The organism is Rhizobium tropici CIAT 899, from assembly GCF_000330885.1.
GTDB lineage: Bacteria > Pseudomonadota > Alphaproteobacteria > Rhizobiales > Rhizobiaceae > Rhizobium > Rhizobium tropici.
This window is the reverse complement of sequence record NC_020059.1, coordinates 1,129,913-1,145,781: the sequence shown is the minus strand read 5'-3', so window position 1 is coordinate 1,145,781 and position 15,869 is coordinate 1,129,913. Positions and strand designations below refer to the sequence as shown.

Below are 15,869 nucleotides of genomic sequence, written 5' to 3'. Positions count from 1 at the left end.
GAAACATCGCTCTCATTGATAGTATCAACATGGGTGTGTCCATGCCCGCCTGTCCCTTATTCCATTTTGATGCACTGAGCGCCGAATGCCGGGATTTGCCGCCTGATTCGCGGCGCTTGAGTTTCGTGTGCCGCCCAAGGAGTTTCCGTGAGCGATATTTCCGTCGAGGCCCTCGATAGCCAGACCATCGTCGAAGTGCCGTCGCGCACCGCGATCGCGCTGGTGACTTTGGCGTTGGCCGTCGGTAGCTTCGGCATCGGCACGGGTGAATTCGTCATCATGGGACTTCTGCCCGAGGTCGCCAACACGTTTGGCGTCACCACTCCGGAAGCGGGCCATGTCATCAGCGCCTATGCGCTCGGCGTCGTCGTCGGTGCGCCCATCATTGCCGTGCTTGCCGCCAAGATGGCGCGCCGCACGCTGCTCCTCTTGATGATGGCGATCTTTGCCGCCGGCAATATTTCCAGCGCCTTCGCACCGACTTTCGAAAGCTTCACGGCGCTTCGCTTCATCACCGGCCTGCCGCATGGCGCCTATTTCGGCGTCGCGGCACTCGTTGCCGCCTCGATGGTGCCGGTGCACCGCCGCGTGCGCGCCGTCGGCCAGGTCATGCTTGGTCTCACGATCGCGACGCTGATCGGCACGCCGATCGCCACCTTCCTCGGACAGCTTCTGAATTGGCGCGCAGCCTTCATGATGGTCGGCGCCATCGGCCTCGCCACCATGCTGCTGATCGCCCTCTTCCTTCCCAAGGACAGGGTCGAGGAAGGCGCCAGCATCGCCCGTGAGCTCGGTGCGCTGAAGCGCATCCAGGTTTGGCTTTCGCTCGGCGTCGCTGCCGTCGGCTTCGGCGGTATGTTCTCGATCTTCAGCTATGTCGCGACGACGACGACCGAGGTCGCCGGCCTAGGCTCCGCCATGGTGCCGGTCGTGCTGGCTCTCTTCGGCATCGGCATGAATGTCGGCAACATCGTCGGTTCGCGCCTTGGCGATATCTCCATCAAGGGAACGATCGGCGGCATGATGATCTTCAACATCGTCATCATGACGCTCTTTTCGCTGACGGCGGCTAACCCGATCATGCTCTGCATCTGCGTCTTCCTGATCGGCTGCGGCTTTGCCGCCTGCCCGGCAGTGCAGACCCGCCTGATGGATGTGGCCGCAGATGCGCAGACGCTGGCCGCCGCCTCCAATCACTCCGCCTTCAACATCGCCAATGCGCTCGGCGCCTGGCTGGGCGGACTGGTGATTTCCTGGGGCTTTACGGCGGCTGCCACCGGCTATGTCGGCGCGGTGCTTTCCGTTGGAGGCCTCGCCGTCTTCGCCGTTTCAGTTGGCCTGGAGCGCCGCACCGGGCGCGCATGACATGCCAGGGGCGCCTATCTGCTGGCGCCCATCGCGGCAAAATACGTTCTCCTCGCCCCAAACGGCCATCGCCTTGATGATCGGCCCCAGGCTGGCGCCAAGTGGCGTCAGCGCATATTCGACGCGAGGCGGCACGACCGGAAAGACGGTGCGTGACAGCAGCCCGGATTCTTCCAGTTCCCGCAATTGCTTGGTCAGCATGCGCTGCGTCACCGACGGCAGCTTGCGGCGGATTTCGTTGAAACGAAGCGTTCCCCCCAACAGATGAAACAGGATCACGCCCTTCCATTTGCCGTCGAGCAGGCTCAGCGTCGCCTCGACCGGACATCCCGGGAAATTCCTGACAAGCTTGGAGCGGGGAACCGACATCGACAGTATCCTTTTTGTACCTACGTACAGAATTTGTGCATTCTTGCGCCTTTTGAGGATAATGCGCATCTAGCCTCTGTGCAACAAAACCAGGAGCTTCTCCCATGCGTGCAGTCGCCTACAAGCAACCGCAACCCATTTCCGCAGAGACATCGCTGATCGACATCGAGCTGCCGACGCCCGAGGCAAAGGGCCACGATCTGCTCGTCGAAGTGAAGGCCGTTTCCGTCAATCCCGTCGATGTCAAAATCCGTGCCAACGTCGCTCCGAGCGAAGGCGAGTACAAGATCCTCGGTTGGGATGCCGCCGGCATCGTCAAGGCGGTTGGCCCCGACGTCACCATGTTCAAGCCCGGTGATGAGGTCTTCTATGCAGGCGCCATCAACCGCGATGGTTCGAATGCCGAGTTTCATCTCGTCGACGAGCGCATCGTCGGCGCCAAGCCGAAGAGCCTCGATTTTCCGGCCGCCGCCGCACTGCCGCTGACCTCGATCACAGCCTATGAGGCGCTGTTCGACCGCCTGAAAGTACAAGACCCGGTTCCCGGCGTCGCCAATACCATCCTCATCATCGGCGGTGCGGGCGGTGTCGGATCGATCGCCATCCAGATCGCACGCGCGCTGACCGATCTCACCATCATCGCAACCGCGTCCCGTCCGGAAACGCAGGCCTGGGTCAAGGAGCTGGGCGCCCATCACATCATCGATCATTCGAAGCCGCTTGCGCCGCAGATCGCGGCACTCGGCATCGGTGCTCCCGCTTTCGTGTTCTCAACGACAAATACGTCAGATCATATCGGCTCGATCGTCGAAGCCATCGCCCCGCAGGGACGGTTTGCGCTCATCGACGATCCGAAGACACTCGATGTTGTGCCCTTCAAGCGCAAGGCCGTGTCGATCCACTGGGAGCTGATGTTCACCCGTCCCCTGTTCAACACAGCCGATCAGATCGAGCAGCACAAGCTGCTGACGAAGGTTGCCGAGCTGGTGGATGCCGGCAAGATTCGCTCGACGCTGACGGAGACTGCGGGCGCGATCAATGCCGCAAACCTGAAGAAGGCGCATGCCCTTGTCGAGACCGGCAAGATGAAGGGCAAGGTCGTTCTGGCCGGTTTCTGAACGAGCAAAATTCCTGGCAAATCAGGCCGGGCGAATGTCGTCCGGCCGCATTGTTTTAACGCATTGGCACCAGGTTTTGTTGCATCGCAAAAATTTGCAGCCGCCTAAACAGATTTTTATCGCAGGATCGAGCGTTTAGGCACGTCCGCCTCTTGACTTTTCATGCCTTCGGCGCGACTTCTCCGCACGTGGGGAACAGCGTTTTCCATACCGATTAACCGGAGCCATCTTTCGATGCCTAGCGACAGTAGTAGTCGATTGCCTTTGCCGTCAGTAGCATTCGTGCACTAACCGACTCCTGTCGGCTCGCCACGATCCGCTACGACGGCGGATCGACCGGAAAGGCGAGCTATAATGAACATCAACAGCTTTCCCGCGCGGGCCGGCAATGCCGCTCGTGCATTCATCAATAATAATCGCGCCGTCACCATTGCGGAACGCGTCGAGGCTCTGAACGCAACAGAGGTGGCAGAGGCTGCCCGCATTCTCGCCAAAATGCCGGAAGAGCGCGCCGTGCGCATTCTCGACCGGCCGGAACTGCGCAACGCACCCGCCATTCTCGAAGTCATGGGCAATGCGGATGCCGCGCGCCTGCTGCACGGCATGTCAAACGACCGCGTCGCCGACGTGCTGCTCGAGATGGATGTCGACACGCGCGCCCGTCTCTTCGCAACGTTCGACGAGCATGCAAGGCAGGCGATTCAGAGCCTGATGGGCTATCCGCCGCGCACGGCCGGCGGCATCATGACGACGGAATTCGTCAGCGTTTTCGCGAGCTGGACCGTGGCCCAGACGCTCGACCACGTTCGCCAGGTCGAGCGCTCCCGCGAAACGGTCTACGCCATCTACGTGCTCGATGACGAAACGCACGTGCTGCTGCATGTCGTGACGCTGCGCCGCCTCATCACCGGTGAACCGGATGCCTGCATCCTGACCGTTGCCCAGAAGGGCGTGCCCGTCACGGCACCGCCGCTGATGAAGCAAGAGGATGTCGCTCGCCTGATCCGCCGCCACGATCTGCTGGCGCTTCCTGTTGTCGACGACAAAGGGCACATGCTCGGCATCGTCACAGTCGACGACGTCATCGACACGATGATCGCCGATACCACCGAGGACGCCCAGAAGTTCGGCGGTATGGAAGCCCTCGGCCAGCCCTATATGAAGATCAGTTTTGCGGGCATGATCCGCAAGCGTGCCGGCTGGCTTGCAGCCCTCTTCCTCGGCGAAATGCTGACCGCAAGCGCCATGCAGCATTTTGAAGGAGAGCTGGAGAAGGCTGTCGTGCTGACGCTCTTCATCCCGCTGATCATGAGCTCGGGCGGCAATTCCGGCTCGCAGGCGACATCGCTCATCATCCGGGCGCTGGCGCTCGGCGAACTCAAGCTCTCGGACTGGTGGCGCGTGGCGTTCCGCGAGCTGCCGACCGGCATCGTGCTCGGAGCGATCCTAGGCCTTGTCGGCTTTGCCCGCATCGTGCTCTGGCAGAACATCGGCCTCTTCGACTACGGCCCGCATTGGCAGCTGGTCGCCCTTACGGTTTTCGCTGCCCTCATCGGCATCGTCACCTTCGGCTCGCTCGCCGGCTCGATGCTGCCATTCGTCTTGCAGAAGCTGCGGCTCGATCCCGCCAGCGCCTCGGCGCCCTTTGTCGCGACGCTGGTCGATGTCACCGGCCTTGTCATCTATTTCTCGGTCGCGCTGCTGATCCTCAGCGGCACGATGCTCTGAGAACAATCAGATTCTCATCGAAAAGGGGCCAGCGATGGCCCCTTTTATGTTTTCACTCCGGCTGTTTCATTCAGGCTGCGGCAGTTTCAGAGCACCATTGGTCTTGATGGTACGAATGGCGAAGTTCGAACGCAGATCCACCACGCCGGGAAGAACCAGCAGCTTTTCCGACATCACCTTTTCATAAGCCGCAAGATCCTCCACCACGACTTCAGCCAGGAAATCGGCCGTGCCCGAAATCAGATGGCAGGCGACGACTTCCGGAATGGCGAGTAATGCGGCCTGCTGCGTCTCAGAATTCTCCTTTGAATGTTGGCCGACCTTGAGTTCCACGAAGACCGTGAGGCCGAGGCCGGCCTGCTTGCGGTCGATATCCGCGCGGTAGCCGCGCAAGAGCCCGGATTTTTCCAGATTTCGGATGCGCCTGAGGCAGGGAGACGGCGAGAGATTTACGCGCTCGGCAATCTCGACATTAGTGGCGCGCGCATCCTCCTGCAGGCAGTTGAGGATCGCAATATCGAATTTATCCAGTTTTGGCATTTCCGGGAAACTCAGTCTTGAATTTTGGCAGATCATTGCTCATAGCACGATTTTTGAGCCATAACTAGCAAGGACATGCCTCGGCCTTCGGCGCTATCTTTTCTTCATTCGAAAGATAACCGGATCGTTGGAAAGGATATGTCGATGACCGCTTTGTCTCTCTCCACCCGCAAGGCAACCCCCACCATGGTCGGCTATGCAGGTGCCATCGTGACCGTCTTGATCTGGGCAAACTGGATTCTTGCCACCCGTCATACAGCCGAAACGCAGATGGGCACCATCGATCTCGGCCTGATCCGCTACGGCGTGCCGGCCTTGGTGCTGGCTCCCGTCTGGTGGCGGACAGGCCTGCTGCCGAAGGGCGTGCCTTTGAAGCTGCTGGCGCTGATGGTCTGCGGCTCCGGCGCCCTGTTCTTCCAGTTGACCACCTTCGCCATTCAATTCACCCCGGCCTCAGCAGCCGGCATCCTGCTCGGCGGGTCCATGCCGCTGGCGGCAGCGCTGATCGGCATGCTGCTGTTTCGCGAGCGGCTCGACGTGACCCGCTGGCTCGGCCTTGGCGGCATCGTCGCTGGCGTCGTCATCCTGCTTGCCCGCAGCCTCTATGGCGTGCAGATCTCCTGGGAGGGCTTTACGCTGCTGCCGCTTGCCGCCCTGCTCTGGGCAACCTATACCCACGCCTTCCGCCGCTCCGGGCTGAGCGCCCTGCAGTCGAGCGCCATCATCGCCGTCTGGTCGTTCCTGATCCATGTCGCACTGGCCGCCATCTTCGGCAGCTCGCTTGCCTCGGTGCCGCTACCGGAAATCGGTCTGCAGATCGTCAGCCAGGGGCTGCTGTCAGGTCTTGCCGCCACGCTTGCCTATGGTCTTGCTGTCCAGGCTCTCGGTGGCACGCAGGCCGCAGCCTTCACCGCAATTACGCCGGTTCTCGCCACCATCGGCGGCGGCTTTCTGCTCGGTGAAGAAATCGGAATGGCCGGCATTGCAGCCGCAATCGTCACGGGACTTGGGGTGGCACTTTCGACCGGGCTGCTCGCCCGGAAGTCTGCCCAGCATTAATCCGTCTCTTGCGGAGATATGGAGCGGTTCAGCGAAGTGCTGCGCCGCTCTTTCTATTCGTTCCAACGCAACTCAGGGACAAGATCAAAATCTGAGTGCCATAGCCACTCGTCTGGCTGGATCCGCGCCGGAAGCAACCTCTTTCTCCAGGACCTCCGTGAGACCGGCCGGCTTGTCCTTACCCTCCAAGATGCGAAATCCCAAGGATGCGTAGAACGGCGCGTTGAAAGCCACCTGCCGGTCCGTCGTCAGTGTGACGCCTGTGGCTCCTTGCGTTCTCGCCGCGGCAATGGCCGCTTCCATCAGCCGGCGACCGACGCCTCGCTTCTGCCAGCACCTGACGACATCGATTTCGGCGATATACACAGAGCCGTCCTTACGGATGCCCGCAAGGAAACCGAACGGCTTATCCTCGCCATCGACGGCAACGAACAGCAACTGCTCCGCCAAAGACTGTTGCAGGACATCAAGAGGCAGGGATGTGGGCTCGCACGAGACCGCGCCGGTCTCATGCAGAGCCCAGAAGGCATCGATCTCGATGGCAGCGAGGAGATGCAGTTCGTCGGCCCTGGCCGAGCGGATCGTCCAGGCGCCTTGTTCGATCTCCGTCATCGTATCTCACATATTCGGATAGACCGGCCCTTCGCCGCCCTGCGGGGGAACCCAGTTGATGTTCTGGTTCGGGTCCTTGATGTCGCAAGTCTTGCAGTGGACGCAGTTCTGGGCGTTGATGACAAAGGTTTCCTTGCCGTCCTTCTCCACCCATTCGTAAACGCCGGCCGGACAGTAGCGCGTCGACGGACCGGCGAAGACATCGTGCTCCGACGCCACCTGCAACGCCATGTCCTTGACCTGCAGATGCACCGGCTGGTCCTCCTCGTGGTTGGTGTTCGACAGGAACACCGAGGAGAGGCGATCGAAGGTCAAAACGCCATCCGGCTTCGGATAGTCGATCTTCTGGTGCTGCGCGGCGGGCTCCAGCGAGGCGGCATCCGTCTTGCCATGCTTCAGCGTGCCGAAGAAGGAGAAACCGAGGAGCTGGTTCGTCCACATATCGAGGCCGCCGAGCGCCACGCCGATCGCCGTGCCGAACTTCGACCACAACGGCTTGACGTTCCGGACGCGCTTCAGATCCTTGCCGATGTCGGAAGAACGCCATTCGTTCTCGATCTCGATAACCTCGTCATTGCCGCGGCCGGCCGCGATCGCCTCGGCGATCCTGTCGGCCGCCAGCATGCCGGACAGCACCGCATTGTGGCTGCCCTTGATGCGGGGAACGTTGACGAAGCCGGCCGAACAGCCGATCAGCGCGCCGCCCGGGAAGGTGAGCTTCGGCACCGACTGCCAGCCCCCCTCGGTGATGGCGCGGGCGCCATAGGAGATGCGCTTGCCGCCTTCGAAGGTGCCGCGGATCGCCGGATGCGTCTTGAAGCGCTGGAATTCCTCGAAAGGATAGAGATAGGGGTTCTTGTAGTTCAGATGCACGACGAAGCCGACGGCGACGAGATTGTCCTCCAGATGATAGAGGAAGGAACCGCCGCCAGTTTTCATGCCGAGCGGCCAGCCGAAGGAATGCTGCACGAGGCCTTGTTTGTGGTTCTCCGGCTTAACCTCCCAGAGCTCCTTGATGCCGATGCCGAACTTCGGCACGTCGCTATTCCGCGCAAGATCGAACTTGGCGATGAGCTGCTTGGCGAGCGAGCCGCGCACGCCTTCGCCGATCAGCATATATTTGCCTAAGAGCGCCATACCGCGCGTATAGTTCGGGCCGGGTTCGCCATTCTTCTCGATGCCCATGTCGCCGGTGGCGACGCCGATAGCGGCCCCCTCGTCATTATAGAGCACTTCGGTCGCGGCAAAGCCGGGGTAAATTTCGACACCGAGGGCTTCGGCCTTTTCGGCCAGCCAGCGACAGACGTTGCCGAGCGAGACGATGTAATTGCCGTGATTGTTCATCAGCGGCGGCATCAGGAAGTTCGGCAGACGGACGGAGCCGGCGGGGCCTAGGAACAGGAAGTGATCCGATGTCACCTCGGTTTTGAAGGGATGCCCCTCCTCCTCGCGCCAACCCGGCAGCAGCCGGTCGATGCCGATCGGATCAACGACGGCGCCCGACAGGATATGCGCGCCGACTTCGGCTCCCTTCTCAAGCACGACGACGGTCAGATCCGGGTTGATCTGCTTCAGCCGGATCGCCGCCGACAGGCCCGCTGGACCTGCGCCGACAATCACAACGTCGAATTCCATGCTCTCGCGTTCCGGCAGCTCGCTGGCGTCAGTCATTCATCTTCTCCGCTTGGCCGGCGCCCGATGATCTTGGACCACGGCCTCATCCCCTTTGGGCGTCTTCCCCATTTCCGTTATCTCTTGTCAAAATGGGAGGGGATTGTCGAGCCGGGAAGCGACAGGCAATCCCCCAATTTGCCCAAGACGTAAAACAAGTTAAGTTACTCTTACGTTAACGTCAATATTGCGACAGTATTTGCGACCACCTGCGAAGTGCGCCTTCCATAGTCCTCCGATGGCTCTATAAATGCCGATCAGACAATCCGAATAGCATGAAGGGTGATCAAGATGGATCTTGGTATTGGCGGAAAGCGCGCGCTGGTGCTCGCGTCGTCGAAGGGGCTGGGCCATGGCATCGCAGTTGCGCTCGCCCGCGAGGGCGCGAATGTCTTGCTCTGTGGCCGAAGCGGCGAAAGGCTCGACAACAATTGCAAGGCCATCAATGCCGAAGGCAAGGGCCGGGCGGACTGGATCTGGGCTGACCTCAACGACGAGAACTTCGTGGATGTCGTTACCAAGGCAGCCATCGAGAAGCTTGGCGGCATCGATATTCTCGTCAACAACAGCGGCGGACCGACTCCGGGGACGACTGAGGATATGACTACCGACCGGCTGGAAACCTATTTCATCTCGATGGTGTCACGGATCATCACCCTGACCAATGCGCTCTTACCAGGCATGAAAACACAAGGCTGGGGACGTATTCTCACCGTCGCCTCCTCCGGCGTCATCGAGCCCATTCCCAATCTCGCGCTTTCCAATACGCTACGCCCGGCGCTTGCCGGCTGGAGCAAGACGTTGGCCAGCGAAGTGGCCGCGCATGGCGTCACGGTCAACATGCTGCTGCCGGGCAGCATTGCGACCGACCGGTTGGCGGAGCTCGATACCGCGACGGCCAAGCGCGGAGGCAGAAGCCTGGAAGATGTCAGCGCCGAACGCCAGCAGCGCATCCCGGCCGGCCGCTACGGACGCGTCGAGGAGTTCGCCGCTACAGCAGCATTCCTCTGCAGCCAACCGGCAAGCTACGTCACGGGCACCATGGTTCGCTGCGATGGGGGAGCTGCTCGCTCACTTTGAGGTCGCCACCGGCAAACAGTGCAGGCCCTTGCAATAGGGCCTGACAACACAATTCCGTGAGCTGCGCGACGCTTCTTTACACGCTGCAGCACGTCTCCGGAGTATAAATGCTGCCTCAGGCTGTTTTTCCTGCCGAATATTACGCAATGGCAATCAAAAAATAGCCATTTGATTATTTGCTGCACCGCACAAGCAGAACCTATTCCAAAGCTTTCCAAGCTTTAATTTTTCCCCCTCCGGAACTGTGATAAATTGCACAGCATCAGCGTTCATGAATTCGCGTAAAATGGGACAGAATTACCGAACGTTAGCGGCGACGGCTATGTGATGAACTGCGGCGAAGCGCGTCTTTGTTGTGCGGCGCGGCAGATACACTTCACCGTCACCGCGCTTCCTGCAACAAGCCCCGACCGGTTCTTTAAATATGAAAAAACTTTGGCTTCCCCTCGGCCTTCTTGTCGTCGCAGCCCTTGCAGCATGGAGCTATCGCGACCGTATTCCTTTCCTTTCCGCCTTTGTCGATCAAGCCTCTGCAGAAACGAAAGATGCCGGCAAGGCGGCCGGCAATCAAAAGCACAAGGCTATAACCTCCGTCGTCAAGACGGCAGCGGTTGAGAAGAGAATTCTGCCGAACGACATTACAGCAACGGGTTCGGCCGTTGCGCAGAATACAACGACGATCGCCGCGCAGGAGTCCGGCATCATCACATCGATCGAAGCGCAGGACGGCGCAATGGTGAAGGCCGGCGACCTGATCGCCAAGCTCGATGCGCGAACCGCGCAGGCCGCCGTCGACAAAGACCAGGCGACCATAGTCAAGGATCAGGCGACGCTCGTAGCCGCGGAGGCAGCCCTCACTCGAGCCAAGAGCCTGCTCAACAATGCCGGAACGCAACAGACCGTCGATCAGGCCGTCGCGGCGCGCGATACCGCGGCCGCCGACGTCAATGCCGACAAGGCCCAGCTCGCATCCGACCAGGTTCTCCTGGAAAACACGCAGATCCGTGCGCCTTATGACGGACGCCTCGGCAACGTCGTTCCGAGCCCCGGCGCCTATGTGACGCCCGGAACGGCAATCGTGACCATCACGCAATACAATCCGATCTACGTGCAATTCCACATGCAGGAAAATCAGCTGCGGGAATTGGAAGAAGCGATGAAGGCCGGCACCGTGCCCGTCAGCACCGTTCCGAATTCGAGCAAGGGCAAGTCCCGCCAGGGCGCAGTCAGCTTCTTCGACAATTCCGTAGATACCGCCTCCGGCACCATCCTCGTCAAGGCAAAGTTCGACAATGCCAATGGCGCGATCTGGCCTGGCAGATCGGTCAACGTCGTCGTTCATCTGACCGACAACGAGCCGGTGATCGTCGCTCCGACGGTTGCGATCAGCCCCGGTCCGGATGGCTTCTATGCCTATGTCGTCAAGGACAACAAGGTTCATTTGACGCCCGTCACCGTGGAACGGCAGAACGGCAGCTTCACCGCAGTCGCCAAGGGACTTTCGCAAGGCGATCATGTCGTCACTGAAGGACAGGTGCAGCTGATCGACGGACAGACGGTCGTCGAGCAGTTCAATGACGAAAAGCCTGAGAAGGTGGCCGCCGCCAACGATCAGTCGAGCCAGAAGAGCGAAACGATTTCCGTTGGAGCACAGCAATGATCCCGCAATTCTGTATCCAGCGACCGGTCGCGACCACACTTCTGGCGTTGGGTGTAGTCATGGCCGGCCTCGCCGGCTATCAGCTGCTGCCCGTTGCCGCCCTGCCCCAGGTGGATTTTCCCACCATCAACGTTTCCGCGCAGCTGACCGGCGCTTCGCCGCAGACAATGGCGACTTCAGTCTCCACGCCGCTGATCAAGCAGTTCGAGACCATCCCCGGCATCAGTGAAATCTCGGCCACGAACTCGCTCGGCAATACGAGCATCGTGCTGCAGTTCGATCTCAACCGCAGTATCGATGCCGCCGCGGCCGACGTTCAGGCCGCGATCTCGAATGCGACGCGTCAATTGCCCAACAATCTGACGACGCCGCCGGGCTACAGGAAGACAAATCCGGCCGACGCACCGATCATGCTGCTTGCTGTGCAGAGCGATACCATGCCGCGCAGCAAGCTGGACGAAATTGCCGAAGATATCATTTCACCGTCGCTGTCGACGCTTCCGGGCGTTGCCGAAGTGACCGTCTATGGTGCCCAGACCTATGCCGTGCGTGTCGAAGTGGATCCGGATAAGCTCTTGGCGCGCGGTATCGGGATCGATACCGTCAACACCGCCATCGTCAATGCCAACAGCCAGGTTCCGGTCGGCACTCTGCAGAACAACAAGCAGAGCATGACGCTCAATGCCAACACGCAGAATACCAATGCTGCGCAGTTCAAGTCGCTGGTCATCGCCAATCCCAATGGCGCGCCGATCCATCTGAGCGATGTCGCCAACGTGCAGGACAGCGTGCAGAACACCAACGCGGGCTCGTGGTACGACGGCAAGCAGGCGATCATTCTCGCCATCCAGCGCCAGCCGGACGCCAATACGGTCGATGTGGTCGATGCGATCAACGCCAAGCTGCCGCAGCTCCATGCGGAAATTCCGGCTTCGGTGCAGACGCATATCATGAATGACTCGGCTCAGCCGATCCGCGACGCGATCAAGGACGTCAAGTTTACCTTGATGCTGACCATCGGCCTCGTCGTGCTGGTAATCTATCTGTTCACCGGTCACGTCACGGCCACGATCATCCCCGGCCTTGCCGTGCCGTTGTCGCTGATTTCGACCTTCGGCATGATGTATGTGCTCGGCTACAGTATCGACAACATATCACTGCTGGGATTGACGCTCGCCGTCGGCCTTGTGGTGGATGACGCGATCGTCATGCTGGAAAACATATTGCGGCATGTCGAAGACGGCATGCCGGTGCTGCAGGCGGCGATCAAGGGATCGGCCGAAGTCAGCTACACCATCATTTCCATGTCCATCTCGCTGATCGCAGTGTTCATCCCGATCCTGCTGATGGGCGGCGTAGTCGGCCGTATCTTCAACGAGTTCGGCATGGTGGTCGCCATCGCCATCGTGTCTTCAGCGATCGTGTCGCTCACGGTCACGCCGATGCTCAGCTCGCGTCTTTCGGCGGGCCATAGCCAGCCCCCCTATCCGGTACGCCTGTTCAATCGCGGCTTCGACTGGACGCAGCGCGGCTATGACAAGGGCGTCGCCTGGTGCCTGCGCAATCGCGGTTTCGTTCTCCTGAGTTTCCTCGGCTCGGTCGCGCTTTCCATCTATCTCTTCATGGTGCTGCCGGCGAGCTTCTTTCCGACCGAGGATATCGGCCGCCTGCAGATTTCCACCCAGGCGCGTCAGGACATCTCCTATCCGGCGATGCGCGACCTACAGAACCAGGCCGCAGCACTCGTCAGGCAGAACCCAGCCGTCGACCACGTCATGTCCATCGTCGGTGGCAGTGTGCGCCAGCCGCTGAACAACGGCACCATGTTTGTCCAGCTGAAGCCGAAGGAGCAGCGGGCACCGCTCGATCAGACGCTGCGTGAATTGCGGTCCAGCATCGGCACCATTGCCGGCTTGAAGGCCTATATTACGCCCCAGCAAAGCCTGCGCTTCGGCGGCCGGCAGACCGCCAGCCAATATCAGCTCATTATCCAGGCGCTGAGTGCCGACCAGACGAACCTCTGGGCCAACAAGATGCTGGATGCGATGCGCCGCGATCCAAGCTTTACCGACGTCGCCTCGGACGAGCAAAACAATGCTCTGCAGGCCAACATCGTCATCGATACCGAAAAGGCGGCACAATACGGGATCAACAACAATCAGCTGCGCACCACGCTGGAAGAAGCGTTCGGCGGCTACGACGCCGCACAAATCCAGACCACGGGCGACAGCTATGACGTCATGGTCGAATTCGACACCAGCAAGCCCTGGGATGACCAAAGGCTCCAGGATATCCATGTGGCTTCATCAAAAGGCGCGCTGGTTCCCCTGTCCGCTTTCGCTCATGTCCAGCGCACCACCGGTCCGGTCACCATCAACCAGACTGGCCAGCTCGTGTCGACGACGGTTTCCTTCAACCTGCCGGCCGGCGAAGCGCTTGGCGATGCCACGGCGAAGATCGATCAGATCAAGAAGGACATCAACATGCCGGCGGACATCTTCACGTCCTACGGCGGTACAGCACAGATCTTCCAGCAGTCCCAGGGCAGCACGCCTTACCTGATCCTGGCTGCCGTGCTGACGATCTACGTGGTCCTTGGCGTTCTCTATGAAAGCTTCATCCATCCGCTGACCATTCTTTCCGGCCTGCCGGCTGCCGCTCTCGGCGCCCTTCTCGCCTTGAAGGTGTTCGGCTTCGACCTCTCGATCATCGCGCTCATCGGCTTGCTGATGCTGATCGGCATTGTGAAGAAGAATGCGATCATGATGATCGACGTCGCACTGGAAACGCTGCGTTCGACAACAGGCATATCGCCGGCAGAGGCCATCCATGAGGCCTGCGTGCGACGTTTCCGCCCGATCATGATGACGACCTTCTGCGCCCTGCTCGGCGCCCTGCCGATCGCGGTCGGCGGCGGTGCGAGCTCCGAACTGCGTCAGCCGCTCGGCATCGCTGTTGTCGGCGGCCTGGTGGTCTCGCAGCTTCTGACGCTGTTCATCACGCCCGTCATCTTCCTCGAGATGAATCGCCTCAACGACTTCCTTGCCCGCCTCACCAAGCGCAAGGACGCGGACCCGCATCACAAGGATCCGCCAGCGGCCATCGCCGCGGAATAAGGTCAGCGGGCGCCAAAAGGCGTCCGTTCCTTTGCCAGCCAACCGGGTGCGGAAACGCTGCCGGCTGACGTCGCTGCGGGCAAAAATAAAAGCATCATCCCGGCTTGAAGTTGAAGCTTAGCCATGTCATGACGCGCCCTCTTTGCGACAGGGCGCGTCAGCGTCTCATAGGGGCTTGGCCCCAATCCAGACAATTTGGACGGAAGGGAGTGCGGGCATGGCTCGGGCGCTTGGTTTCGACTTCGGCACGACGAATACGGTTCTGGCGATGGCCGATGGACCCGCGACACAATCGATCGCCTTCAACAGCGCTGCCGGCGCTGCGGACAGCATGCGCACCGCGCTCTCTTTCATGAAGGATCCGGGATTGGGCGCGGCCGCACTCAAGGTCGAAGCCGGGCACGCGGCCATCCAACAGTTCATCGACAATCCCGGTGACTGTCGCTTCCTGCAGTCGATCAAGACCTTTGCGGCGAGCGCCCTCTTCCAGGGCACACTGATCTTCGCCAAGCGCCACAGCTTCGAAGACCTGATGGAGATCTTCGTGCGCCGTCTGCGCGCCTATGCCGGAGAGGGATGGCCGGAGAATGTTTCGCGCATCGTTACCGGCCGGCCGGTGCATTTTGCCGGCGCCAATCCGAACCCTGCCCTTGCGACGGAGCGCTACAACGCCGCTCTTGCGCGTTTCGGCTTTCCGGAAATTCACTACGTCTACGAACCGGTAGCGGCAGCCTTCTACTTCGCCCAACACCTGAAGAAGGATGCGACCGTACTGGTGGCCGACTTCGGCGGCGGCACGACCGACTATTCGCTGATCCGCTTCGAAACCCACGGCGGAAAGCTGACGGCGACGCCGATCGGCCATTCAGGCGTCGGCATCGCCGGCGATCATTTCGATTTCCGGATGATCGACAATGTCGTCTCGCCGGCGATCGGCAAGGGCAGCTTCTTCAAGAGCTTCGACAAGCTTTTGGAAGTGCCGACTTCATACTACGCCAATTTCGGCCGCTGGAACCAGCTTTCGATCTTCAAGACCTCGCGCGAATATGCCGACCTGAAGACGCTGGTGCGCAGCAGCCTGGAGCCGGAGAAGCTGGAGACCTTCATCGAGCTCGTCGAGCACGACGAAGGCTATCCGCTCTATCAGGCCGTATCGGCGACGAAGATGGCGCTTTCGAGCGAGGAAGAGGCCGAATTCAACTTCCCGCCGCTCGGCAAGGCCGGCCGCAAGCACGTTCGCCGCGCCGACTTCGAAAGCTGGATCGCCGACGATCTCGCCCGCATCGAAGGGGCGCTGGACGACGTGCTGACAACGACGAAGACATCACCCGATGCGATCGACAAAGTGTTTCTGACGGGAGGCACTTCCTTCGTGCCGGCAGTTCGGCGCATCTTCACGGAGCGCTTCGGCCAGGAGCGGATCGAGACGGGCGGCGAACTGCTGTCCATCGCCCATGGCCTGGCCTTGATCGGCGAGCGCGACGATATCGCCCAGTGGACGGCCTGACATAGCGCTCACCCTGCCCTTTCGTTCGTGCGCCGCATTGGATA

The 15,869-nt window shown here is 60.6% G+C and carries 12 protein-coding genes; 8 read left to right on the top strand and 4 right to left on the bottom strand.

Going from position 1 to position 15,869, the window contains the following annotated elements:
* Window positions 1-156: 156 nt before the first annotated feature.
* Complete coding sequence (locus tag RTCIAT899_RS05545) at window positions 157-1,365, top strand: MFS transporter (protein ID WP_244441461.1); 1,209 nt, start codon at window positions 157-159, stop codon at window positions 1,363-1,365.
* Here RTCIAT899_RS05545 and RTCIAT899_RS05540 read toward each other — a convergent pair.
* On the bottom strand, window positions 1,330-1,734 hold the full coding sequence (locus RTCIAT899_RS05540) for a winged helix-turn-helix transcriptional regulator (RefSeq protein ID WP_015339252.1): 405 nt from the start codon (window positions 1,732-1,734) through the stop codon (window positions 1,330-1,332). The two genes, RTCIAT899_RS05545 and RTCIAT899_RS05540, sit on opposite strands and share 36 nt — an antisense overlap.
* Window positions 1,735-1,838: 104 nt before the next feature.
* Between RTCIAT899_RS05540 and RTCIAT899_RS05535 the strand changes: the two genes are divergently transcribed.
* Together RTCIAT899_RS05535 and mgtE are read left to right on the top strand one after the other, a co-directional pair.
* The gene (locus tag RTCIAT899_RS05535; protein ID WP_015339251.1) at window positions 1,839-2,852 is read left to right on the top strand and encodes a zinc-binding alcohol dehydrogenase family protein; all 1,014 of its coding nucleotides are present in this window, start codon (window positions 1,839-1,841) and stop codon (window positions 2,850-2,852) included.
* Window positions 2,853-3,206: 354 nt separating this feature from the next.
* Window positions 3,207-4,580, top strand: coding sequence for a magnesium transporter (mgtE, locus tag RTCIAT899_RS05530; RefSeq protein WP_015339250.1), 1,374 nt, complete (start codon window positions 3,207-3,209; stop codon window positions 4,578-4,580).
* 66 nt (window positions 4,581-4,646) lie between these two features.
* Here mgtE and RTCIAT899_RS05525 read toward each other — a convergent pair whose 3' ends face one another.
* A complete protein-coding gene (locus RTCIAT899_RS05525) occupies window positions 4,647-5,120 on the bottom strand; it encodes an Lrp/AsnC family transcriptional regulator (protein WP_015339249.1) in 474 nt (157 codons plus the stop codon).
* Window positions 5,121-5,264: 144 nt separating this feature from the next.
* On the opposite strand from RTCIAT899_RS05525, the gene RTCIAT899_RS05520 reads away from it, so the two are divergent.
* The gene (locus RTCIAT899_RS05520; RefSeq protein WP_041677832.1) at window positions 5,265-6,179 is read left to right on the top strand and encodes a DMT family transporter; all 915 of its coding nucleotides are present in this window, start codon (window positions 5,265-5,267) and stop codon (window positions 6,177-6,179) included.
* A gap of 84 nt (window positions 6,180-6,263) precedes the next feature.
* Here the strand turns inward: RTCIAT899_RS05520 and RTCIAT899_RS05515 are convergent, their stop codons facing one another.
* Window positions 6,264-6,791, bottom strand: a complete 528-nt coding sequence (locus RTCIAT899_RS05515) for a GNAT family N-acetyltransferase (RefSeq protein WP_015339247.1) — start codon at window positions 6,789-6,791, stop codon at window positions 6,264-6,266.
* A 6-nt stretch (window positions 6,792-6,797) separates the two neighbouring features.
* Complete coding sequence (locus tag RTCIAT899_RS05510) at window positions 6,798-8,462, bottom strand: electron transfer flavoprotein-ubiquinone oxidoreductase (RefSeq protein WP_015339246.1); 1,665 nt, start codon at window positions 8,460-8,462, stop codon at window positions 6,798-6,800.
* 291 nt (window positions 8,463-8,753) lie between these two features.
* On the opposite strand from RTCIAT899_RS05510, the gene RTCIAT899_RS05505 reads away from it, so the two are divergent.
* The 4 genes from RTCIAT899_RS05505 to RTCIAT899_RS05490 all read left to right on the top strand — a co-directional run bounded on the left by RTCIAT899_RS05505 (window position 8,754) and on the right by RTCIAT899_RS05490 (window position 15,825).
* On the top strand, window positions 8,754-9,542 hold the full coding sequence (locus tag RTCIAT899_RS05505; protein WP_015339245.1) for an SDR family oxidoreductase: 789 nt from the start codon (window positions 8,754-8,756) through the stop codon (window positions 9,540-9,542).
* A gap of 424 nt (window positions 9,543-9,966) precedes the next feature.
* Window positions 9,967-11,202, top strand: a complete 1,236-nt coding sequence (locus RTCIAT899_RS05500) for an efflux RND transporter periplasmic adaptor subunit (protein WP_015339244.1) — start codon at window positions 9,967-9,969, stop codon at window positions 11,200-11,202.
* Window positions 11,199-14,318, top strand: coding sequence for an efflux RND transporter permease subunit (locus RTCIAT899_RS05495; protein ID WP_015339243.1), 3,120 nt, complete (start codon window positions 11,199-11,201; stop codon window positions 14,316-14,318). Before RTCIAT899_RS05500 ends, RTCIAT899_RS05495 begins: the two co-directional genes overlap by 4 nt.
* A 217-nt stretch (window positions 14,319-14,535) precedes the next feature.
* Window positions 14,536-15,825, top strand: a complete 1,290-nt coding sequence (locus RTCIAT899_RS05490) for an Hsp70 family protein (RefSeq protein ID WP_015339242.1) — start codon at window positions 14,536-14,538, stop codon at window positions 15,823-15,825.
* Window positions 15,826-15,869 lie beyond the last annotated feature (44 nt).